Here is a 21803-nt window from a genome sequence, read left to right as displayed (position 1 = left end):
GGTTATCTTATGCAGTCTGTATTATGAGTCACATAAGAGGGTGAGGCATAATAGCAGAGATTTTCATATAGGCAAGAGGCAAAGATGCCTTCATTATTTGATGATGAGTTATCCGTAATACGAGTAGCGTTACCCGTCCCTTTAAGGCGTTGTTTTGACTATGTTATTCCACCTCAGTTGCAAAATAGCTATTTACCGGTGGGGGCACGGGTGCGGGTGCCGTATCGCAACCGAGAGCTGATTGGCGTCATTATGCAGCGTCAGGTGACACCGGATGTAGCGCTGGAAAAACTGAAGCCTATTGCTGAGCTGCTTGATGATGCGTCTTTATTAAGTGAAGAGCAGTTACAGCTGGCGCAGTGGTTAGCTCGCTATTGTCATGGGCCTATTGGTGAAGTGATTGCCTTGATGTTGCCGCCTTTGTTGCGTCAGGGCGGTGCCGCGCATATTCAGGAGGAAACCTACTGGCAGGCCACGCTCAGCGGTTACAAGCTGGATCCTCAGCAGATTCGCCGTGCCAGTAAGCAAGCGGCCTTATTAAAGGAGCTGCAAAAACATCAGCAACCAGTGGCTGCTACAGTGTTGCGCTCACTGGGCTTTGCTCTCAGTCAGATGACTGCGTTGGAGGATAAGGGACTGGTATGCCGCCATCAGCAATCGAAGCATTTAACTCGTAGCACAGCATCTTCCGCTATATTGGCGGAAGTCCCTTTGGTGCTGAATAAACAGCAGCAATTCGTTGTAGACCGGGTTCTTGGGCGCTCTACCGTGACTGATGATACCTATGATGACGCTAATGAAGGTGAAGATAGGAGTGGTGCAGAAAAGGGGAGTAAAGAGCCAAGCCAGGCACTAAAAGATTTGCTGCAGAAACAGGATGGTGTAAGCGTTGCAGAGCAGGCGGTTGTTGCAAATACTGCAGACACTTTCCTGTTAGAAGGTATTACAGGCAGCGGTAAAACGGAGGTTTACTTACAGATTGCTGCTGAAATATTAAAACAGCAGCGTCAAGTGCTGGTATTGGTGCCTGAAATTGGTTTAGCGCCACAAACTGTGCAGCGTTTCAAAAAGCGTTTTGCTCTCCCTGTGCTCACCTTTCACTCAGGTTTAAACGAAAAAGAAAGACTGGATGCCTGGTTACTGGCGCGTGATGGTAAAGCGCGGATTCTGATCGGCACCCGCTCTGCTGTACTGGCCCCTTTTCACGATTTAGGACTGATTATTGTCGACGAGGAACATGATGCGTCTTATAAGCAGGGTGATGGCATCCGTTACTCTGCCCGAGACCTGGCCGTAGTGCGCGGTAAAATGAGTCAGGTACCTGTATTATTGGGATCCGCAACCCCTTCTCTTGAGAGCCTGTATAATGTCGAAACCGGGCGTTATCACGGGTTGCAGTTAACTCAAAGAGCGGGTGAAACCAGTCAGCTACCAAAAATCTATCTACATGATATTAAAAACCGTCGTTTGCAGCAGGGAGTGGACTTTGGCTTGCTGCAAGTGATGCGTCAGCACCTGGAGAGTAACGGTCAGGTATTGGTGTTTATCAATCGTAGGGGATTTGCCCCGACCTTGATGTGTCATGATTGTGGATGGATCGCTCAGTGTAATCATTGTGATGCCCGTATGACGTTGCATAAAGAACCGCCCAGACTTCACTGCCATCATTGTGATACCGTTCGGGCGATCCCTCAATCCTGCCCTAAATGTGGTAAACATGACCTTAAACCTGTGGGTAGTGGCACTGAGCGTACCGAAGAGGCGTTGGAGCGTGCGCTCAGTGATTGGCCTGTATTGAGGATTGATCGGGACAGTGTCAGCCGCAAAGGCGCTATGGAAAAAGTACTGGATCAGGTACGTAGTGGAAAACCCTGTGTTTTGGTCGGTACCCAGATGTTGGCGAAAGGACATCATTTCCCGGAAGTGTCTCTGGTGGTGGTATTGGATGCGGATGGTGGTTTTTATAGTGCCGATTTTCGTGGTTTGGAGCGTATGGGGCAGCTGCTCACTCAGGTGGCTGGACGAGCGGGGCGGGCCAGTCGTAAAGGCAAGGTCGTGGTACAAACCCATCATCCGGAAGATGAGTTGTTAAAGCTGTTGGCCAAGCATAACTACAGCGAGTTTTCCCGACAATTATTGGGTCAGCGTCAGGATGCGTTATTACCGCCATATACCTACATGGCATTATTGCGTGCGGAGGCTCCAAGGCGTGAGGATGTAGAGAGTTTTCTACAACAGATTATGCAGGCGGCGGAATCCCAGCTTACCTTAATGTATCCACAGGGTTTACCTGATCTGGAACGGGTTGGGCCTCTGCCCTCGCCTATGGAACGTCGTTTTGGTCGTTACCATATGCAGATCTGGTTGCAGGCAAGTCGACGGGCGGCTTTGCATCAGTATTTAGAAATCCTGATACGGGCGATTGAGATGGAGCCGTTAAGTCGAAAGGTTCGTTGGTCGCTGGATGTGGACCCTCAGGAAACGCTGTAGTCTTTACGTTGCGAAAGCTAAATCAAGACACTTGCACGAATTTCCTGCCCTGGAGCGCATTTTCCAGTTAACAGCAGCGTAAATAAAGACGATAATATCCGGCTATATTTTTTATCGACGGGTATTGCCCTTCCCCTATTTGGTTAACAGATTCGGATCGAAATGAAAGAACATATTGCAGAACTGATTGGTAGCGCCATTGATACTCTGAAGCAGCAGGAGGTATTACCTGCCGACCTGACGCCACGTATCATGGTGGAAAATACCAAAGATAAGGCCCATGGCGACTTTGCCACCAATATTGCTCTGATGTTAGCTAAACCGGCAGGATGTGCACCCCGAGATCTGGCTCAAAAGCTGGTTGATGCGCTGCCGGAAAGCCAGAATGTGACCCAGGTGGATATCGCGGGTCCTGGCTTTATTAACTTCTTTGCCAGTGCGGCCACCATTACTGCGGTTGTGGGCAAGGTGCTGTCTGAGAAAGATCAATACGGTCTGAGCCAAGTGGGTCAAAAGCAGAAAATCCAAGTGGAATTTGTATCGGCTAACCCAACCGGACCTCTGCACGTGGGCCATGGCCGTGGCGCGGCTTACGGTGCAACGGTCTCTGATCTGCTGGCTGCGGCAGGCTTTGATGTTCACCGTGAGTACTATGTCAACGATGCCGGTCGTCAGATGGATATTCTGGCCACCAGCGTGTGGCTGCGTTATCTGGAAAGCAATGGCGAAAGCTTTGACTTCCCAAGCAACGGCTATAAGGGTGATTACATCCGTGATATCGCCGCTAAGGTTCAGGCTCAGTTTGAAACCTCTCTGGTAAAAGCGGCGGCTGACGTTTTTGCCGGTGTACCGGCTGATGAGCCTCAAGGCGGCGATAAAGAAGCTCATATCGATGGTCTGATTGCGCAAGCCAAAGCCTTGCTTGGGGCAGAAGGTTACGAGCAGGTCTTTGATATCGCGCTGGAAGATATCCGTGGCGATATCGAAAATGATCTGGGCGAGTTTGGTGTTAAATATGAGGAATGGTTCTCCGAGCGTTCCCTGACCCGTGGTGGTGATGTTGAGACTGCGCTGAAGAAGCTGACCGATGCGGGACATATCTACGAAGAGAACGGTGCCCAGTGGTTCCGCTCGACCGCATTTGGTGATGATAAAGACCGTTGTGTGGTACGCGATAATGGTATGACGACTTACTTTGCGTCCGATATCGCCTATATGCACAACAAGTTTGAGCGTGGTTTTGACAAGGTGTTGTACCTGTTTGGTGCTGATCACCACGGTTACCTGCCGCGTCTGAAAGCGGTGTGTCAGGCGCTGGGTTATCCATTGGATAAACTGGACTTCCGTCTGGTGCAGTTTGCGATTCTGTACCGTGGTTCTGAGCGAGTACAGATGTCGACCCGTTCCGGTTCCTTCGTGACGCTGCGTGAGCTACGTGATGAGGTGGGTAACGATGCGGCACGTTTCTTCTATGTCAGCCGTAAGTCTGATCAGCATATGGGCTTCGATCTGGATCTGGCGAAATCCCAATCCAAAGATAACCCGGTTTACTACATTCAGTACGCTCACGCCCGTGCTTGCAGCGTCATGCGTAAGCTGCCTGAGCATGGTTGGAGTTTTGATCAGGCTGCGGGACTGGCTGCACTGGAAAAACTGGACAGCGATTACGAAAAAGATCTGATGGTAGCGCTGGCCCGTTACCCTGAGGTGCTGGAAAGCTGTGCTCTGAACTATGAGCCGCACGTTATGGCGCAGTATCTGAAAGATCTGGCCAGCGATTTCCATTCTTGCTACAACGCGCTGAAAGTGTTGGAAGATGACGCCCAAATCCGTAATGCCCGTCTGGCACTGGGTGAAGCGGTACGCCAGGTGTTGGCAAATGGCCTGCAGCTGTTGGGTGTTAGCGCACCTGAGGAGATGTAAGTTATGGCCCGGGACTTCGCCAGTAAACCCAGCACTAATCGAGGCGCTGGTGCCTCGATGATTCCTCAGGAGGAAACGGAAGAGGTAGCCCGTAAAGAGTTACCTGCCTGGAGTTGGTTGATTTTTGGTGTTGTCCTGGGTTTCGGTTTAGCCCGTTGGGTGGATGATGATCGTCCTGCGCCTTATATTCCACCTGCGCCAGCTGATTTATTGGAGCAAACGGTTGCACCGGCTCAGGAACAATCGGATCAGGAGCGTCAGCGTTATGATTTCTATAACTTGCTGCCTGAACAAGAGGTTGTGATGGAGCATGTGCCAGAATATAAATCGACGCCACGGGACTCAGAGAATTCACCTGAATATGATCTTCAGATTGGTTCTTTTAAAGCCAAGCCCGATGCTGAGCGTTTTATGGATCGCGTGAAAGAGATGGGCTTTAAACCCCGTATTCTTACATCCGAGAATGGTTGGTATAGGGTGCGCATCGGCCCATTTAAAGATCGACGCAAGCTTAATAAGGCTCAGGATCGTGTGACCCGGGCTAAGATGCAAACTCTCTTAATCCGTCTGCCGCAATAGTCCTGATTTCTGATAGTACAGTGATACTGCTGTGCTATCAGAATTAATCTTTTTCAGTGCTTGAATTTCCCGGATTCACCTCCACTTTATCTACTTTGGGTATTCTACCCTCATTATATTTGCAAAAAATGTTTGCGCTAAGGCGTTGTTCTTGGCGATAACTGGAGTATTGAATGACTACCATAGTAGCTGTGCGTCGGGATAATCAGGTGGTTTTAGCTGGCGATGGGCAGGTTTCCCTGGGTAATACCGTAATGAAAGGCAATGCCCGCAAAGTACGCCGTTTATACCGCAACCAGGTACTGGCTGGTTTTGCTGGTGGTACAGCCGATGCTTTTACTCTGTTTGAACGTTTTGAATCTCAGCTTGAAAAGCATCAGGGGCAGCTGGTTCGCGCTGCTGTTGAGATGGCTAAGGATTGGCGTACGGATCGTGCACTGCGTCGCTTAGAGGCTATGCTGATTGTGGCGGATAAAACGGCCTCGTTAGTAATTTCCGGTACAGGTGATGTGGTTGAGCCGGAGCATGGCGTTGTTGCCATCGGCTCTGGCGGTAACTTTGCTTTAGCTGCAGCCCGTGCTCTGCATGAGAATACGGATCTGTCTGCAACCGAGATTGCGCAGAAGAGTCTGGCCATGGCGGGAGATATCTGTGTCTTTACCAACCACTCCCCAACCATTGAAGAACTAAGCTGGTAAGCAGCGGCCAAGAGAAGGAAAAGATAGATTATGTCCCAGATGACTCCACGTGAAATTGTATCTGAACTGGATCGTTTTATTGTCGGCCAGGCTAATGCCAAGCGTTCTGTGGCGATTGCATTAAGAAACCGCTGGCGCCGTATGCAGCTGGATCCAGAGCTGCGTGCGGAAGTGACGCCAAAAAATATTCTGATGATAGGCCCAACGGGTGTTGGTAAAACCGAAATTGCCCGTCGTCTGGCCAAGCTGGCTAACGCTCCGTTTATCAAGGTTGAAGCCACTAAGTTTACTGAAGTAGGCTATGTGGGGCGAGACGTGGAAACCATTATCCGCGATCTGACCGATATGGCGATGAAAATGTTGCGTGAGCAGGAGATGCAGCGTGTCCGTTTCCGTGCAGAAGAGGCGGCAGAAGAGCGTATTCTGGATGCCCTGCTGCCACCGGCCCGCGCAGGTTTTAATGAAGAACCGGCTCGTGATAGCAATACCCGTCAACTGTTCCGAAAGAAACTGCGCGAAGGTGATCTGGACGACAAAGAGATCGAAATTGATGTCGCGGCACCGCAAGTGGGTGTTGAGATTATGGCGCCTCCAGGCATGGAAGAGATGACCAATCAGCTGCAGAGCATGTTCTCTAACCTGTCTAATGAGCGTACCAAAAAGCGTAAGCTGAAGGTAAAAGACGCCCTGAAACAGGCGACTGATGAAGAAGCCGCTAAGCTGGTAAACGAAGATGAGCTGAAAACACAGGTCATCGATGCGGTTGAGCAGAACGGTATCGTCTTTATTGATGAGATCGATAAGGTTGCTAAGCGCTCCGAAAGCGGTGGTGATGTGTCTCGTGAAGGTGTGCAGCGTGACCTGCTGCCACTGATTGAAGGTAGCACTGTATCCACCAAACACGGCATGGTTAAGACGGACCATATTCTGTTTATTGCCTCTGGTGCCTTCCACCTGAGCAAACCATCGGATCTGATCCCTGAGTTGCAGGGCCGTCTACCGATCCGTGTTGAACTGGAAGCTCTGGGGCCGGATGACTTTAAGCGCATTCTTACAGAGCCAGATGCGGCTCTGACGCTGCAATATAAATCTCTGATGGCGACTGAAGAGCTGGATATTGAGTTTACCGAAGACGGGATCTCCCGTATCGCTGAGATTGCGTATCAGGTGAACGAAGGTACAGAGAATATCGGTGCCCGTCGTCTGCATACCGTGATGGAGCGTTTGCTTGAGGGTGTTTCCTTCGACGCCAGTGATATGACCGAAAAAGTAGTGATCGACGCTGACTATGTGAATGGACAGTTGAGCGATCTGGCGATGGATGAAGATCTGAGTCGCTTTATTCTGTAAGTGTTGCAGAAGGGGTTGATAACAAAAATGGGTGAAGTCTGACTTCGCCCATTTTTGTTTTAGATGCTTGTTTAACGGTGATGTTTTATTTTTTCTTTGTTGAAAATCTGTAATGGCAATTGATAGAGCCAATGTAGCATTGATCAGCTGAGGTTAGATGTTCAGAAGAGGTCGATATGTCCCAATCCAAAGTGCCTGTTGATATTAAGTATCGGAAAAAAGCGAACCTGCTGGAGTTGCATTATTCCGATGGCCAGATGTTTGAACTGGAAGCTGAGTTCCTGCGTGTCTATTCTCCTTCAGCGGAAGTGAGGGGGCATGGCGAAGGTTCTGAGGTGCTCCAGGTGGGTAAAAAGTATGTTGCTATCACTAATATCCAACCGGCCGGTAGTTATGCTATCAAAATCACTTTTGATGATGGTCATGATAGTGGCCTGTATTCCTGGGAATACCTGTATGAAGTGGCTCAACACAAAGATGCATTCTGGCAGGATTATCTCAATAGGCTGGAAGCAGGCAATGCCAGTCGTGAGCCCAGTTTGATCTCGATTAAACAGTTGTAAACTTCACCTTTGTCAGCCTTTAATCGCAGGTGAATAGCAAAGACAAATCACCTGCGCCGGTTTACAATGTGCGCAATTTTTTTCAGTTAAGGTTCCATCATGTCCGAGTCAGATAAGGAAAAGAGCACGACCCACTTTGGTTATGAGCAGGTCAATGTAGAAGAGAAAGCCGGTAAAGTGGCCGAAGTTTTTCACTCCGTTGCCGCGAAATACGATCTGATGAATGACCTGATGTCGATGGGTGTCCACCGTCTGTGGAAACGCATGACCATCGAGATGAGCGGTGTACGTCGTGGTAATACCGTGCTGGATATTGCAGGTGGCACCGGTGATCTGACACTGAAGTTCTCTCGCCTGGTTGGTCCTGAAGGCAAAGTCGTACTGGCAGATATTAATGATTCCATGCTGAAAGTGGGCCGTGACAAGCTGTTAGACAAAGGCTGCAGCGGTAATGTGGAGTTTGTCCAGGCTAATGCCGAATGTCTACCGTTCCCGGATAATACCTTTGACTGTATCACCATCGCTTTTGGTCTGCGTAATGTGACCGATAAGGATAAGGCGCTGCGCTCCATGGCGCGTATTCTGAAGCCTGGCGGTCGTTTGCTGGTGCTGGAGTTCTCCAAGCCGACTAATCCTGTGATGAGCAAAATTTACGATACCTACTCGTTTACCGCACTACCGATGATGGGTAAGCTGATCACTAATGATGCGGACAGCTACCGTTATCTGGCGGAATCTATCCGTATGCACCCGGATCAGGAAACCCTGAAGGGCATGATGGAAGAGGCGGGACTGTCCCGTGTGGAATACCACAATATGACCAACGGTGTTGTTGCTCTGCACCGGGGTGTGAAGCTGTAATATGTTGATCCATGCTCTGCTGGAAGTCGCAGAACAGTTAATCAATCCTGTTTTGAAACGTGATCCGGCCAGCTTGCGTCAATTGGCTGAGCTGGATGGTCGTGTGCTGCGTATTCGTTGTTTTCAGCCTGATCTGGCGGTGTTACTTTGGCCTTCAAGCCAGGGCATTCATCTTGAACAGGATCAGTCTATCGACGTCGATGCAGAAGTGCAGGGCAGTCGTGAGCAATTTGTTGCTTTTCTGCTTGCGGGCAAAGAGCAGGAGCGTCTGTTGTTTCAAGGAGATATCTCCCTGTTAGGGGATGCTCAGCTGGTGCGTCGCCTGCAAGGCATCTTTACTCAGTTGGATCTGGACTGGCAGGGCTTGTTGGAAAAGCCTTTGGGTGTGGTGCCCGCGAATCTTTTACTGAGCCCATTACGTCAGCTGTCTCAATGGCCTAAATCGGTATTGAATAGCAGTCGGGCGGATTGGCAGGAGTATCTGCAGGAAGAGATCGCTTTACTGCCCGGCGAGTACGAGATTTCCGCTCACGGGAAAGGGGTGAATCAGTTACGTCAAAGTACGGATCGCTTGGAAGCCCGTGCGCAGCGATTGCAAAACCGTATCCAGCAACTGCAGGCTCAACAGTCTTCAAACACTACATCTTCTGAGCCATCTCAGGGGGCTGATAACAGTCCCGCGTCATCTACGGAATAACACCGGGTAGCCTGCCCTGATATTGGAGTCACTGTGTCTCGCCTGCGTCGTCTGTTAAAAATCATCGCTGTTATTAGTCGCCACCGTCTGGATTGTTTGATTCCTATGGAGCGACTGCCGTGGTTTCTGGTGCTGCTATTGAAGTGCTCACCATTTCGTTTGATTCCTATGGGGGATGAAAGTCGAGGTGAGCGTCTGCGTCTGGTGCTGGAAGAGCTGGGGCCGATTTTTGTTAAGTTTGGCCAGATGCTATCCACCCGCCGGGATCTGCTACCGGATGATATCGCAGACGAACTGAAAAAACTGCAGGATCAGGTGCCGCCTTTTGCCAGTGATATTGCGGTGAAAGAGATTGAGTATGCTTTGGGCAAACCTGTTGATGAGCTGTTTAAAAGCTTTGAACGTCAGCCCATGGCTTCGGCATCCATTGCTCAGGTCCATGCTGCTGAGCTGCATAGCGGTGAGAAAGTCGTTGTAAAGGTAATCCGTCCGGGTATCAAAAAGGTGCTGCGTAAGGATATCAAGCTGCTCTATACCCTGGCCCATAGCCTGCAGCGTTGGGTGCCTGAAGCGAAGCGTCTGCATCCGGTGGATATTGTGGCCGATTATGAAGCCACGCTGTTTGATGAGCTGGATCTGCAAAAAGAAGCGGCGAATACCTCACAACTCAAGCGTAACTTTGACGGTTCCCCTGCGTTATATGTGCCTCAGGTCCACTGGGAGCTGACGCGACGTAATGTCATGGTACAGGAACGTATCTACGGTATTCCTGTTGCTGAGGTCGATACCTTATACGCCCATAACGTCAATATGAAGAAATTGGCCGAGCGTGGTGTGGAGGTGTTTTTTACCCAGGTGTTCCGGGATAATTTTTTCCATGCGGATATGCATCCGGGCAATATTTTTGTCTCCTATGACAACCCTCATGACCCTCAATATATCGGTATCGATTGCGGTATTGTGGGCACGCTGTCGGAAGAGGATCAGCACTATCTGGCTCGGAACCTGCTCGCATTTTTCCGTCAGGATTACTACGAGGTGGCCCGGCTGCATATCGAGTCTGGCTGGGTGGCAGAAGGTACGCGGGTGAATGAGTTTGCTACGGCGATTCGTTCCGTGTGTGAACCTATCTTCGAGAAGCCTCTGAAAGAGATCTCTTTTGGTCTGGTATTGTTAGGCCTGTTCCAGACAGCGCGACGCTTTAATATGGAAGTGCAGCCACAGTTGGTGCTGTTGCAGAAAACACTGCTTAATATTGAAGGTTTGGGTCGACAGCTGTACCCGGATCTGGATCTTTGGAGCACGGCGAAGCCTTACCTGGAAGATTGGATGAAGCAGCGTATGGGGCCTAAAGGTGTGTGGAAGAATATGCGCAGCCAGTTCCCGAATTGGATGGAGCAGTTCCCGGAAGTACCCAATATGGTGTTTGGCGCTTTGGAGCAGGCTCAACGTTTCGAAGAGCGCCAACAGCGTCAGGAGCAGTTGTTGAGCCGTATGACTGATGCGACAGAAAAACGTGGTCGTCTGACCTCTGCGTCTCTGGGCTGGTTACTGGTATTGATCGCGTTATTATCGGCATCTGATGGTTGGCAGTGGTTGGTGGAGCTACCATTTTACTCACAGTTATTATTAGCTGGCGGTGTTTTCTTTCTGACCCGTCGTTAAGGCGTTAGGGACGAAATTGTTGAGTTCCGGTTATTCAGTGTAATACCGTTAGGCGTGGTGTCATTAGAGAAATTACTTTATGCTTGGTGACCCCCACAGGGCGCTTGAGCAAAACGAGAAACAGAGGTGGTATATGAGTGATGTTCTGCAACAATTAGGCGACATACTAGAGCAGCGTCGTCATGCAGATCCTGATACATCCTATGTAGCTAAGCTGCATCATAAAGGTCTGAATAAAATTCTGGAGAAGGTGGGTGAAGAAGCCACTGAAACCATTATTGCAGCCAAAGATGCACAGCATAGCGGTGATCACTCAGAAGTGATTTACGAAACAGCCGATCTCTGGTTCCATAGCTTGGTAGCTCTTTCTCACCTGGGTGAGTCTCCTCAGGCGGTACTGGATGAGTTGGCACGACGTTTTGGTATGTCAGGCTTGGAAGAAAAAGCTTCACGTACAAAATCATAATTATTATTGCAACATTATTATCGGTACTTGTGCCGATGAAAAACTCCGGCATAGGTACCGGTGAGAAATACGGGAGAGAGTTATGTTAGGTGGTATCAGCATTTGGCAGCTACTGATTGTTCTGGGCATTATCATTCTGATTTTCGGAACAAAAAAGCTGCGTAATCTGGGTGGTGATCTTGGCGGTGCGGTTAAAGGCTTTAAAGAAGCCGTTAGCAACCCAGACGGTGATGATAAAGACAAAGACGACAGTAATCAGAATAACCAAGCTAAGACCTCTATCGAAAAGAAAGAGTCTGACCAGGTTATCGAAGGCACGGCTGAAAAAACCGAACCTAAAAAGTAAGTCGTGAGACAAGACGATGTTTGATATCGGTTTTTTTGAACTCATGGTGATTGGCGTTCTGGCGTTACTGGTTTTAGGACCAGAACGTCTGCCAAAAGCCGCACGTACCGCTGGATTGTGGATTGGGCGCATTAAGCAGAGCGTTAGTTCGATTCAGCAGGAAGTGAATCAGCAACTGCATCTGGAAGAGATGCAGCGTCAGCTGGAGGAAAACCGACGTAAGCTGGAAGATACCCTGCGTCAGCAGGAGCAATCCATTACAGAGGCCAAACCCGCTAATGCAAACACTTCCACTGTTGATCTGAATGCGACAGATATGACGCCAACTTCTGATCATTCCGGTACCACTGGCCATTCTGATGTGGCTTCGGCTATGGACTCTGCAACAGTAAGCGATAAAAGAGATTCTGTTCAGGATGAAGGGCCTTTTGGCACGACTCCACCGGAGCGTAAAGGTTAAATATGACTCAGAGTGAACAACCCCAGCTGCCTCCAATTGATGAACAGCAGGGTAAGCATGCTCCCTTGATTGAGCACCTGATTGAGCTGCGTGGCCGCTTGCTGCGCAGTGTCCTGGTGGTGATCTGTCTTTTTATCGGTATGTACCCCTTTGCTAATGATCTGTATATGATCGTGTCTGAGCCGTTGCGAGAGCTGTTGCCAGAAGGCACTCAGATGATTGCAACTGAGGTCGCATCGCCTTTTCTGGCTCCTTTCAAGTTAACCTTGGTGCTGGCTATTTTCGGAGCGATTCCTTATATCCTTTATCAGGCTTGGAGTTTTATTGCGCCGGGTTTATATCAGCATGAAAAGAAAATTGCGATGCCATTACTGGCATCCAGTATCTTTCTATTTTATGCTGGCGCGGTATTTGCGTATTACGTGGTATTCCCGCTTATCTTCGCCTTTTTCACCTCGGCAGGCCCTGGTGATGTGGCGGTGATGACGGACATCAACTCCTATCTAAACTTTGTTCTCAAACTGTTTTTTGCCTTTGGCGTCGCATTTGAGATCCCAGTGGCGACCTTTATTCTGATTTGGACAGGTATTACTACGGTAGAGTCCCTGTCAGAGAAGCGCCCTTATGTGGTGATCTTCTGTTTTGTCATTGGCATGTTGCTGACCCCGCCTGATGTGATTTCACAGACTTTGTTGGCAGTGCCAATGTGGATTCTGTATGAACTGGGCATTTTAATGGGGCGCTTGGTTAAACGTTCTCAGGAAAAAGCCAAAGCGGAAAACGAAGAGCAGGAGTAATCCTGCTTTTCTTTTTCAGGATACTACCCACTTCTTTTGAATGATTTTTAATCTTTTTATCTCTTGTCTGCCTGCTTCATCTTTTCTCTCTTTTCTGTAATACGTTCTCAATGCCGGTCTGTCTTTTCTATTATTTGCGATTCTATATTTCGCTTTGTAGTGATCTGCACTACTCAATAATGTCAGAGATCTGACATTTCTCTGTAAGAGATTTGCCATATGTGTAGCTGCTGTTGTTTTAGATCAACTTAATTATCAAGAAGGTGCCTTCTAATGGCCTGTCTTGGTGAAACACCAGCGCTCGCTTCTGCACTGACGCAAGTGACGCAGAAACAATATTACAGGGAGGTTCAGTATATGGTAGACAGTAGCAGGATTTTGTTTGAAGACGATGATCATCAGGTGATCTGGTTCGGTTGGGAAGATCAGGAACATGAGTCTTTAGTACAATCCAATCAGCTGCTGATTATTCATGGTGAAAATGGCTACCTGCTGGATCCCGGTGGTGCATTTATTTTTTCTGAAGTTGCAGCCGAGGTGAGTAAATACCTTCCTTTGCATCAGATTCGTTATATTCTTGCGACACATCAGGACCCTGATGTGCTTTCATCGATTACCCTCTGGTTAAAAGCGACCGAAGCCCGCTTATTAATCTCTCGCCTTTGGGTTCGCTTTGTTTCTCATTTTGGTTTTAGTGATAACTCCCGTCTCGTACCTATTGAAGATCATGGTAAGCAGATACGTTTGGAAGATAATGCTTATATTCAGCTCTTACCTGCGCACTTTTTACACAGCGAGGGGAATTTCTGTTTCTACGATACCCGGTCTAAGACCCTGTTTACAGGAGATATAGGGGCATCTGTCTTTCCGAAAGGCGAACGTTATCTGATAGCGGATGACTGGCAAAAACAGGTGCAGTACATGGCTGGATTTCATCGGCGCTATATGGCTAATAATATAGCCCTGCGGCGTTGGGTTCGTAGTGTGCGTGGCCTGGAGATTGAGCGTATCGTACCGCAGCACGGTGCAGTCATACCGGCGTCAATGGTTGATGATTTTCTGGACTGGTTAGAACAGCTGGAGTGTGGAACAGATTTGATCGAGCAGATCTATGACAACGCGTTGAACTGATACATAAAGCTAATGGCAGGGAGGGGCATCTTCCCTTTCAGCCTGGTGTGATCCCCCGATGAAGAACAAAAAGAGAGGTGGGCATATGGAACAGCAAATTACACGAGTCGAAGAAAGCAAAATCCTGTATGAAGATGATGAACATCAGGTCGTTTGGTTTGGCTGGGAGGAAGCAGAAGGCGCTGATGCTTTTGTACAGACCAACCAATGCCTTGTTGTTAATCATGATAAAGGCTATCTGTTTGATCCCGGTGGCACTTATGTTTTTCACCATGTGCTGGAAAATATTATGCGGGTCATTAATCCTCGTCAGATTCGTTACCTCTTTGCTACGCATCAGGACCCGGATGTTTGTTCTTCAATTCCCTACTGGATGAAAACCACAGATGCCGATCTGCTGATCTCACGGTTGTGGTTGCATTTTGTCTCTCACTTTGGTCTTGAAGATGTCGATCGAGTAACACCGGTACCAGATGGTGGTGGGCGTATCACATTGGATTCTGGTGATTATATTGCCATGATCCCTGCGCATTTTTTACACAGTGAAGGTAATTTCAGTATCTACGACAGTCGCTCAGGCATATTGTTTTCAGGGGATATTGGGGCGGCTATTTTTCCGACAGGAGAGCGCTATATGTTTGTGGATAATTTCGAGAGCCATCTCAAGTATATGGAAGGTTTCCACAAACGTTACATGCACAGTAATCAGGTGTGTGCCCGTTGGGTCGAGTTGGTGCGTAAGCTGGATATTAAAATGATCGTTCCTCAGCATGGTGCCATCTTTCCGCAAGAGCAGGTTGAGAATTTTTTATCCTGGTTTAGTGAGCTGCGTTGTGGCGGCGATTATATTGAGCAGATCTATCGTGATGAGCGTTTTTAGGCATAGGCAAGAGGGAAGCTGTTATGCTCATGAAAGAATTTGAGTTCAGTGCTATTAACTCTCAGGATATTGAACTGGATAAGCCGGTTCCCTGGCCGGTCTATGATGAGTTTGGCAAGCTGTTGATGGCGAAAGGCTCAATTATTCGCACTGAGCGACAACGGGAAATCCTGCTTCGGGTAGGGCTTTATGCCCGTGAGGAGCCCGAGGAAGAGAAAGAAGATGATTGGCTCAAACCGGTGAGCTTTAATCGCCCGATCAATCCGTTTGCGGAGTTTGATGATCTGTGCCTGCGCTTATCGGAACTGTTTCTTTATATTGAAAAGAAAGAGACACCTCCTGAAGGTGCTGTATATAAGCGCACTATGGGGATTGTGACTTATCTGCAGGGTTTGGTTGCTCATAATATGGATGCGATGATAGGGGCAGTCCATTTGATGGATAATTTCCCCTATCATGTCCTGCATCCTATTCAGATGGGGATTCTGTGTGAAGTCATCGCCTCCCGGTTGAAGATTAAGCAGGAGAAGCGCTTATCCATGTTAGCTGCTGCGCTAACGAGCAATATTTCTATGAATGGTTATCAGGTTAAGCTACACCAGCAGCGCAAACCGTTAACTGAGCAGCAGAGAGAGGTGATTGAAAAGCACCCTGATGTTAGTGCTGCTATCCTGGCTTCATCAGGTATTGGTGACAATGATTGGCTTCAGTTGGTGCGCAGTCATCATGAGCGTCCGAGTGGTGAAGGTTATCCTCGACGCTTAAGTGCAAAAACGCTACCTATTGAGGCCAAAATTATAGCTTTGGCCGATGTGTATTGTGCCATGGTAACACCAAGGCCATATCGTGAGGCCGTATCGCATAAAGAAACCTTGCGTGAACTTTTTGTACAACGAGGCCTGTCTGTCGATGAAAAATTGACCTCTCTCTTTGTGCATGAGTTGGGACTTTATCCACCGGGTGTTTATGTCAAATTGCAAAATGGGGAGTTAGCAGTCGTTGTTGGGCGTACAGAAAGTCCAAAAGAGCCCTTGGTTGCCAGTGTGAGAAAACCGGATGGTAATGTTTTTCTGAACCCTAGGCGTAGAAACACGGAACAGGATGAGTTTTCAATTCGATCCACTTGCTCTGTTAGTGACAAGGTCTCTGTAAACCCGGCTATGTTGTGGGGAATACAAGCCTTGAGGGTTGAGAAAAAACGCCTTAATCGCTAACCAGAGAGGTTGCAATACCGCCCTCTCAGTCGAATAAATACCGGCTGGCAATTTAAAGGCGTTTTTCAGTGTGCGGAGTATTTAGAGAATAGGGCGTCTCTATTGTGCCATTGCAAGAACCTTATCGACCAGTTTGAAGATACCTTCTGCTGCCTGAGATATATTTTGAGCTTCCATATAAGCTGGGGTAGAAACCACTTTGTTCTCGTGATCAATCACTACGTTGCCCGCATCGCAGCTGATATGTATACCGCCCATATGATTGATCTGGCCTGCAGTGGCGGCGTCGTAACCTATGGTGCAGCTTACACCAGAGCCCAAAATTTTAGGCAGTAACGCTGGGGCAATGCAGATCATACCGATGGGCTTATTCTGAGCCCGGAAGCTTTGTATCAGCTGTGCAAATTCAGGCAATACTGAGCATTCGGAGCCTTCGACAGCAAAATCAGATAGGTTTTTGGCGACACCAAAACCACCGGGGACGATAATGGCGTCAAAATCATCTGCATTGGCTTCATTCATAGGTTGGACGCTACCGCGGTTAATCCGGCTGGCTTCGGTCAGCACGTTGCGGCTTTCAGCCATAGTTTCCCCTGTTCTATGATCGACCACATGCATCTGCTCTATATCTGGGGCAAAGCAGGTTACGCTGACCTGATTCTGATCAAGGCGCAGCAGAGTCAGGGTGGACTCGTAGATCTCAGCGCCATCAAAGACGCCGCAGCCGGATAATACAACAGCAACTTTTTTATTTTGCATACTCGTCTCCTGGAGTTTGTCTGGCCCTGATCTTTTCAGGGCCGGATGTTTTAAAGCTTAGTCAGTTTTTGTTTTATGTTGTATCGGTTGTTTTAGAGCAGGCCACATTAACCAGAATAGATTGTTTGTTGGCAATTGCTGACTTTCCGGTTGGCCGATCATCATCTGTTTATGACCATCTTTTGGTTGTGCTACGTAACTGTTAAACCAGCGATCCCATATACTGAGATTAAAGCCAAAGTTACGGTGCATCTCATTGTTGTAGATAGAGTGATGGACCCTATGCATATCTGGGGTGACGATAAAGCGACGCAACATAATGTCGAGTTTTAGTGGGAGCTTGAGGTTGGCATGATTAAATAGTGCCATACCGCTCAACAGGCTTTCAAAGATCAATACGGCCAGAGCCGGTGCGCCAAGGATAATAATGGCTAGGTTTTTGATCAGTACTGAAAGCAGAATTTCAAAGGGGTGAAAACGCAGGGCTGTGGATAAGTCATAATCCTTATCATAATGGTGTACACGGTGTAAGCGCCACAGTGTGGGTCTATTGTGAAATAGACGGTGCTGCCAGTAAATTAAGCCATCCAATAACACAACGCACAAAATAACTGTTATGACGTCAGGTAGCGACAATAGGTTAAACAGGCCCCATTGCTGCTCTGTACTCCATTGAGCGACCAGAACGGGTAATAGGACACCGAGTAGACCCCGAACGAGCAGGCTATCGATAATGACAATAGAAAAGTTAGTCAGCCAGCGTTTAGGTGTTGAGTGCAGAGGCTTGCGCCTGGGAAATAACTGTTGTCCCAGTGTCAATAGTACAAGCAAAGTGATAAAGATACTAAGTCGAATGCTGGCTTCATCCATGGTCAACCCTTTAATCTTGACGGTGGTAACAACGAATTAGACATGCTGAAGCAGGCCTAAGTTTCGGTCAAACCCTTTATTTGCCTGATTTTGTGACTTGATTTTCTGCTTGGGGAGCGGGAGTATTGTGCGCTTGTTAATAAATAGTGAAATAAAGGTTGCTGGAACAAGGCGTTGATATTTTCGAATGCCTAGAGCAGAAAGTATCAGAATCCTTTTATTTCGCAATGTAGATTAATGAAAATATCAGGCAGAACAACAGTTATGCATATAGCTGCTTTCGCGTTGGATGGCGACGGAAGAGTGCTCTAGCCTATTGATTTATCAGAACTCTGCCGATTGAAATATTTTTGTCATATTGCTGGCAGATACTTGGTTTCGGCAGGTGAATCTCCTTTGAAAACGGAGCGCCCAAAAGAGTGTTTAATTCTGGCCAAAGATTATTTCCAGCAACGCGTATGCGTCGCATGCGTGCAGACGACTTTTCCCGTCGTTTAATGCGTGAAAATCAACTCAGTGTCGATGACCTGATCTATCCTGTGTTTGTTTTGGGTGGAGAAGATCGGCGCGAAGCCGTGGCATCTATGCCAGGTGTTGAGCGTATGAGTCTGGATCTATTGCTGAAAGAAGCAAAAGAGCTGGTTGATTTGGGTATTCCTGCCATTGCCCTGTTTCCTGTGTTATCCCAGGACGTGAAGACCGAGTTTGCTGAAGAAGCCTATAGTGCTAATGGTTTGGTGCAGCGTGCTGTTAAGGCACTGAAAGACCAGCACCCAGAGTTGGGTATCATCACAGATGTTGCACTGGATCCATACACGATTCATGGTCAGGATGGCATCTTAGATGAGAATGGCTATGTGTTGAATGACCGTACGGTTGAAACTCTGGTAAAACAGGCCCTGTCTCACGCAGAAGCGGGTGCGGACGTGGTGGCACCATCGGATATGATGGATGGTCGTATTGGTTCTATTCGTCAGATTCTTGAACAGGAAAACTTGGTGAATACCCGTATTTTGGCTTATTCAGCCAAGTACGCTTCCAGCTATTACGGCCCCTTCCGTGATGCAGTCGGTTCGGCAGGTAATCTGGGGAAGGGCAATAAGTTTAGTTATCAAATGGATCCCGCCAATTCGGATGAAGCACTGCATGAAGTGGCGTTGGATCTGGCCGAAGGTGCGGATATGGTGATGGTGAAACCAGGCATGCCATATCTGGACATCGTGCATAGGGTCAAACATGAATTAAAAGTACCCACCTTTGTTTATCAGGTTAGCGGTGAATATGCGATGCATATGGCGGCTTTCGAAAAGGGTTGGCTTTCTGAGGAAGCTGTAACACTGGAATCACTCATGTGCATCAAGCGCGCAGGAGCAGACGGTGTGCTAACCTATTTTGCTAAGCGCGCAGCACAATTACTGCAACGCTGATTCTTGCGGGGTGGAGGCTATGTATGCTACGGAGAGTTACCAATGGATCAAACGAACCAATCTGCGCCACCCCCAAGTGATGACACTATCCTCCCAGATGGCGGCTCAGGGCGACCTATTTTGAGAATTAATCGTTCAGATAGCGGTACTCGCGGTAAAACAGCGGAAGAAGCTGAAAACGAAATCAGTCTGGATAATTCTGAGCTGTATATCAACCGTGAACTCAGCCACTTACAGTTTAATATCCGGGTGCTGGAACAGGCACTGGATACTTCTCATCCACTGTTAAATCGTTTGATGTTCCTGCTGATCTTCAGCAGTAATCTGGATGAGTTTTTTGAAATCCGTGTTGCAGGTCTGAAGCGTCAGGTGGCCTTCAGTCGTGAGAAAAGCGATGCAGACGGTTTGATGCCGCAAGAGGTGATGCGCCAGATCAGTGATATCTGTCATGGTGAAGTTGAACGTCAGTACAGCATCCTGAATGATCAGCTGATTCCAGCGATGGAAGAGGAAGGCATTCGCTTTCTGCGTCGTGCTGATTGGAATAAAGCGCAAGCAGCCTGGGTATCTGACTTCTTTTATGATCAGATTCAGCCGATTATCAGTCCAATCGGTTTGGACCCTTCACACCCTTTCCCACGCCTGGTGAACAAAAGCCTCAACTTTATTGTTGAGCTGGAAGGTAAAGATGCCTTTGGTCGCGAAGGTGGTTTGGCCATTATTCCAGCGCCGCGTTCTCTGCCGCGTTTGATTCGTGTGCCGAGTGAAGTCACCGAAGAAGGCGATAACTTTGTCTTCCTGTCTTCTATGATTCATGCGCACGCAGAAGGGCTGTTCCCGGGGATGAAAGTTAAGGGATGCTATCAGTTCCGTCTAACCCGCAATGCCGATATGGTGGTCGATCCTGAAGAAGTGAGTGATCTGGCTAGCGCTCTGCGTGGTGAGTTACTATCCCGTCGTTATGGCGACGCGGTTCGTCTTGAAGTGGTTGATAACTGCCCTGAAGAGTTGATCGAAGTACTGTTGCAACAGTTTGGTCTGACCGAGCAGGAGCTGTATAAAGTCAACGGGCCGGTTAACCTGACCCGCCTGATGGCCGTGATGGGCGCAGTGGATCGTCCAAATCTGATGTATCCAATGTTTACACCAGGAACAGCAAAACAGCTGCGCCGAGGGAATAGTATTCTGGAGGCGATGCAACAGAACGATATTCTGCTTCAGCATCCATTTGAGTCCTTTACTCCGATTATCGATCTGTTGCGTGAAGCTGCTCGTGATCCTGATGTCTTGGCGATCAAGCAAACGCTATATCGTACGGGGCCTGATTCAGAAATTGTCGATGCTTTAGTCGAAGCTGCCCGTAACGGTAAAGAGGTCACGGTCGTAGTTGAATTGCGTGCCCGTTTTGATGAAGCGGATAACCTGCAACTAGCCAGTCGTCTGCAAGAAGCTGGTGCTGTGGTGATCTATGGTGTGGTGGCTTATAAAACACATGCTAAGATGATGCATATCGTGCGCCGCGAAGATAATAAGATCCGTCACTATGCTCACTTGGGGACGGGTAACTACCATGCTAAAACAGCCAAGTTGTATACGGACTATAGCTTCCTGACCAGTGATTCTCAGCTGTGTGAAGATGTCCACAAAGTATTCCTGCAGCTGTCCGGTATGGGCAAAACACTGAATATGAAGAAGCTGCTGCATGCGCCGTTTACGTTGCAGAAAACGCTGGTCGAGAAGATTGATCGTGAAATTGAGCTGGCGCAAGCGGGCAAACCGGCGCGTTTGATCTTTAAGTGTAACTCTCTGACTGATCCGAAAACGATCAAGGCGCTGTATCGTGCTTCTCAGGCAGGCGTTGAATGCAATCTGATTATTCGCGGAATGTGCTGTCTGCGCCCAGGTATCAAGGGCGTGTCTGAGAATATTAAGGTGCGCTCGATTATTGGTCGCTTCCTGGAACATACCCGTGTGTACTATTTCCAGAATGACGGTGATGATGAGGTCTACTGCGCCAGTGCCGATTTGATGGAACGTAATCTTTATAAGCGTGTTGAGACTTGTTTCCCGGTTACAACGAAAAAACTGGCGCAGAGAGTGAAGAACGATCTGGAGACTTATTTGTTGGATAACTGTCAGAGTTGGGAGCTGCAACCTGACGGGCAGTATCTTTCTATTCTTGGTAGCCGGGAAGATGAAGTTGAAGAAGTGAGTGCACAAGAGACGTTGCTGGATGCCTATGCTCAGCAGAGTTAGTAGAGATTAATTGTTGCTCTGACTGCTTATAGGTTATAGCAATAATCATTTGATAAACGCCAGCGTAAGCTGGCGTTTTGTTTTGCTATTCTTTCTTCTTTCTTCTTATCCTATTCCCTTGCACCACTTCTTTGGTTTCTGAGCCTGCCTGCAGGTGCTCTATTTCAGCCGTTTTGAAACTTTTTTACAAAAAAGTGAAAATAGGGGTTGTGCTTTGGTCTTCTGTGCGTATAATACGCCCTCGCTGTCACGGGGTAAGACCTCGAGCAGCACCGCAACAGTCTGATTTTTCAAAAGTTTTTAACCGTTTTGAAAAAGACGATTTGAAAATAAATTTCAAATCACTGTTGACAAGAGGTTTGAATGCTGTA

Annotated in this window: 20 protein-coding genes; 18 read left to right on the top strand and 2 right to left on the bottom strand. The window is 48.2% G+C overall.

The features are described from left to right. Nucleotides 1–84: 84 nt before the first annotated feature. From H579_RS0114445 to H579_RS0114365, 16 genes are all read left to right on the top strand, one after another. Nucleotides 85–2490 carry a primosomal protein N' gene (locus H579_RS0114445; RefSeq protein WP_028301280.1) on the top strand — a complete coding sequence of 802 codons (2406 nt, stop codon included), beginning with the start codon at nucleotides 85–87 and terminating at the stop codon, nucleotides 2488–2490. A 162-nt stretch (nucleotides 2491–2652) separates the two neighbouring features. Beyond that, nucleotides 2653–4413 (top strand): arginine--tRNA ligase, encoded by a 1761-nt coding sequence (gene argS / locus H579_RS0114440; protein WP_028301279.1) that lies wholly within the window; start codon nucleotides 2653–2655, stop codon nucleotides 4411–4413. Between the two features lie 3 nt (nucleotides 4414–4416). Further along, nucleotides 4417–4992 (top strand): SPOR domain-containing protein, encoded by a 576-nt coding sequence (locus H579_RS0114435; protein ID WP_028301278.1) that lies wholly within the window; start codon nucleotides 4417–4419, stop codon nucleotides 4990–4992. Between the two features lie 173 nt (nucleotides 4993–5165). After that, the gene (gene hslV / locus H579_RS0114430) at nucleotides 5166–5690 is read left to right on the top strand and encodes an ATP-dependent protease subunit HslV (protein WP_028301277.1); all 525 of its coding nucleotides are present in this window, start codon (nucleotides 5166–5168) and stop codon (nucleotides 5688–5690) included. 30 nt (nucleotides 5691–5720) lie between these two features. Then, nucleotides 5721–7040, top strand: a complete 1320-nt coding sequence (hslU, locus tag H579_RS0114425) for an ATP-dependent protease ATPase subunit HslU (RefSeq protein WP_028301276.1) — start codon at nucleotides 5721–5723, stop codon at nucleotides 7038–7040. A gap of 176 nt (nucleotides 7041–7216) precedes the next feature. After that, nucleotides 7217–7603, top strand: coding sequence for a gamma-butyrobetaine hydroxylase family protein (locus tag H579_RS0114420; protein ID WP_028301275.1), 387 nt, complete (start codon nucleotides 7217–7219; stop codon nucleotides 7601–7603). Nucleotides 7604–7702: 99 nt separating this feature from the next. Beyond that, nucleotides 7703–8464: a bifunctional demethylmenaquinone methyltransferase/2-methoxy-6-polyprenyl-1,4-benzoquinol methylase UbiE gene (gene ubiE, locus H579_RS0114415; protein WP_028301274.1), complete on the top strand. Its 762-nt coding sequence runs from the start codon at nucleotides 7703–7705 to the stop codon at nucleotides 8462–8464. 1 nt (nucleotide 8465) lies between these two features. Beyond that, nucleotides 8466–9161 (top strand): ubiquinone biosynthesis accessory factor UbiJ, encoded by a 696-nt coding sequence (locus tag H579_RS0114410; RefSeq protein WP_028301273.1) that lies wholly within the window; start codon nucleotides 8466–8468, stop codon nucleotides 9159–9161. 33 nt (nucleotides 9162–9194) lie between these two features. Next, nucleotides 9195–10826: a ubiquinone biosynthesis regulatory protein kinase UbiB gene (ubiB, locus tag H579_RS25775; protein WP_084624150.1), complete on the top strand. Its 1632-nt coding sequence runs from the start codon at nucleotides 9195–9197 to the stop codon at nucleotides 10824–10826. A gap of 133 nt (nucleotides 10827–10959) precedes the next feature. Continuing rightward, nucleotides 10960–11292 carry a phosphoribosyl-ATP diphosphatase gene (locus H579_RS0114400; RefSeq protein WP_028301272.1) on the top strand — a complete coding sequence of 111 codons (333 nt, stop codon included), beginning with the start codon at nucleotides 10960–10962 and terminating at the stop codon, nucleotides 11290–11292. An 82-nt stretch (nucleotides 11293–11374) separates the two neighbouring features. Beyond that, nucleotides 11375–11638: a Sec-independent protein translocase subunit TatA gene (gene tatA, locus H579_RS0114395; RefSeq protein WP_028301271.1), complete on the top strand. Its 264-nt coding sequence runs from the start codon at nucleotides 11375–11377 to the stop codon at nucleotides 11636–11638. A gap of 16 nt (nucleotides 11639–11654) precedes the next feature. Beyond that, entirely contained in the window at nucleotides 11655–12098 is a 444-nt protein-coding gene (gene tatB, locus H579_RS0114390; protein WP_028301270.1) for a Sec-independent protein translocase protein TatB, read from the top strand. A 2-nt stretch (nucleotides 12099–12100) separates the two neighbouring features. Next, entirely contained in the window at nucleotides 12101–12895 is a 795-nt protein-coding gene (gene tatC, locus H579_RS0114385; RefSeq protein WP_028301269.1) for a twin-arginine translocase subunit TatC, read from the top strand. Nucleotides 12896–13168: 273 nt separating this feature from the next. Next, nucleotides 13169–14026, top strand: coding sequence for an oxygen-binding di-iron domain-containing protein (locus H579_RS0114375; protein WP_211224724.1), 858 nt, complete (start codon nucleotides 13169–13171; stop codon nucleotides 14024–14026). Between the two features lie 85 nt (nucleotides 14027–14111). After that, on the top strand, nucleotides 14112–14906 hold the full coding sequence (locus H579_RS0114370; RefSeq protein ID WP_036566351.1) for an oxygen-binding di-iron domain-containing protein: 795 nt from the start codon (nucleotides 14112–14114) through the stop codon (nucleotides 14904–14906). 23 nt (nucleotides 14907–14929) lie between these two features. Next, complete coding sequence (locus tag H579_RS0114365; RefSeq protein ID WP_028301265.1) at nucleotides 14930–16120, top strand: HD-GYP domain-containing protein; 1191 nt, start codon at nucleotides 14930–14932, stop codon at nucleotides 16118–16120. 99 nt (nucleotides 16121–16219) lie between these two features. Here the strand turns inward: H579_RS0114365 and elbB are convergent, their stop codons facing one another. Both elbB and H579_RS25770 read right to left on the bottom strand, forming a co-directional pair. Continuing rightward, the gene (gene elbB, locus H579_RS0114360) at nucleotides 16220–16879 is read right to left on the bottom strand and encodes an isoprenoid biosynthesis glyoxalase ElbB (RefSeq protein WP_028301264.1); all 660 of its coding nucleotides are present in this window, start codon (nucleotides 16877–16879) and stop codon (nucleotides 16220–16222) included. A gap of 57 nt (nucleotides 16880–16936) precedes the next feature. Further along, on the bottom strand, nucleotides 16937–17749 hold the full coding sequence (locus H579_RS25770) for a sterol desaturase family protein (RefSeq protein ID WP_036566350.1): 813 nt from the start codon (nucleotides 17747–17749) through the stop codon (nucleotides 16937–16939). A gap of 419 nt (nucleotides 17750–18168) precedes the next feature. On the opposite strand from H579_RS25770, the gene hemB reads away from it, so the two are divergent. Both hemB and ppk1 read left to right on the top strand, forming a co-directional pair. Continuing rightward, complete coding sequence (gene hemB, locus H579_RS0114350) at nucleotides 18169–19176, top strand: porphobilinogen synthase (protein ID WP_028301263.1); 1008 nt, start codon at nucleotides 18169–18171, stop codon at nucleotides 19174–19176. Between the two features lie 42 nt (nucleotides 19177–19218). After that, entirely contained in the window at nucleotides 19219–21432 is a 2214-nt protein-coding gene (ppk1, locus tag H579_RS0114345) for a polyphosphate kinase 1 (RefSeq protein WP_028301262.1), read from the top strand. Nucleotides 21433–21803: the final 371 nt, after the last annotated feature.

The organism is Oceanospirillum beijerinckii DSM 7166, from assembly GCF_000422425.1.
In the GTDB taxonomy this organism is placed as follows: Bacteria; Pseudomonadota; Gammaproteobacteria; order Pseudomonadales; family Halomonadaceae; genus Oceanospirillum; species Oceanospirillum beijerinckii.
Note: the sequence above shows the minus strand (reverse complement) of the source record. Positions and strands in the feature narration are given on the sequence as shown.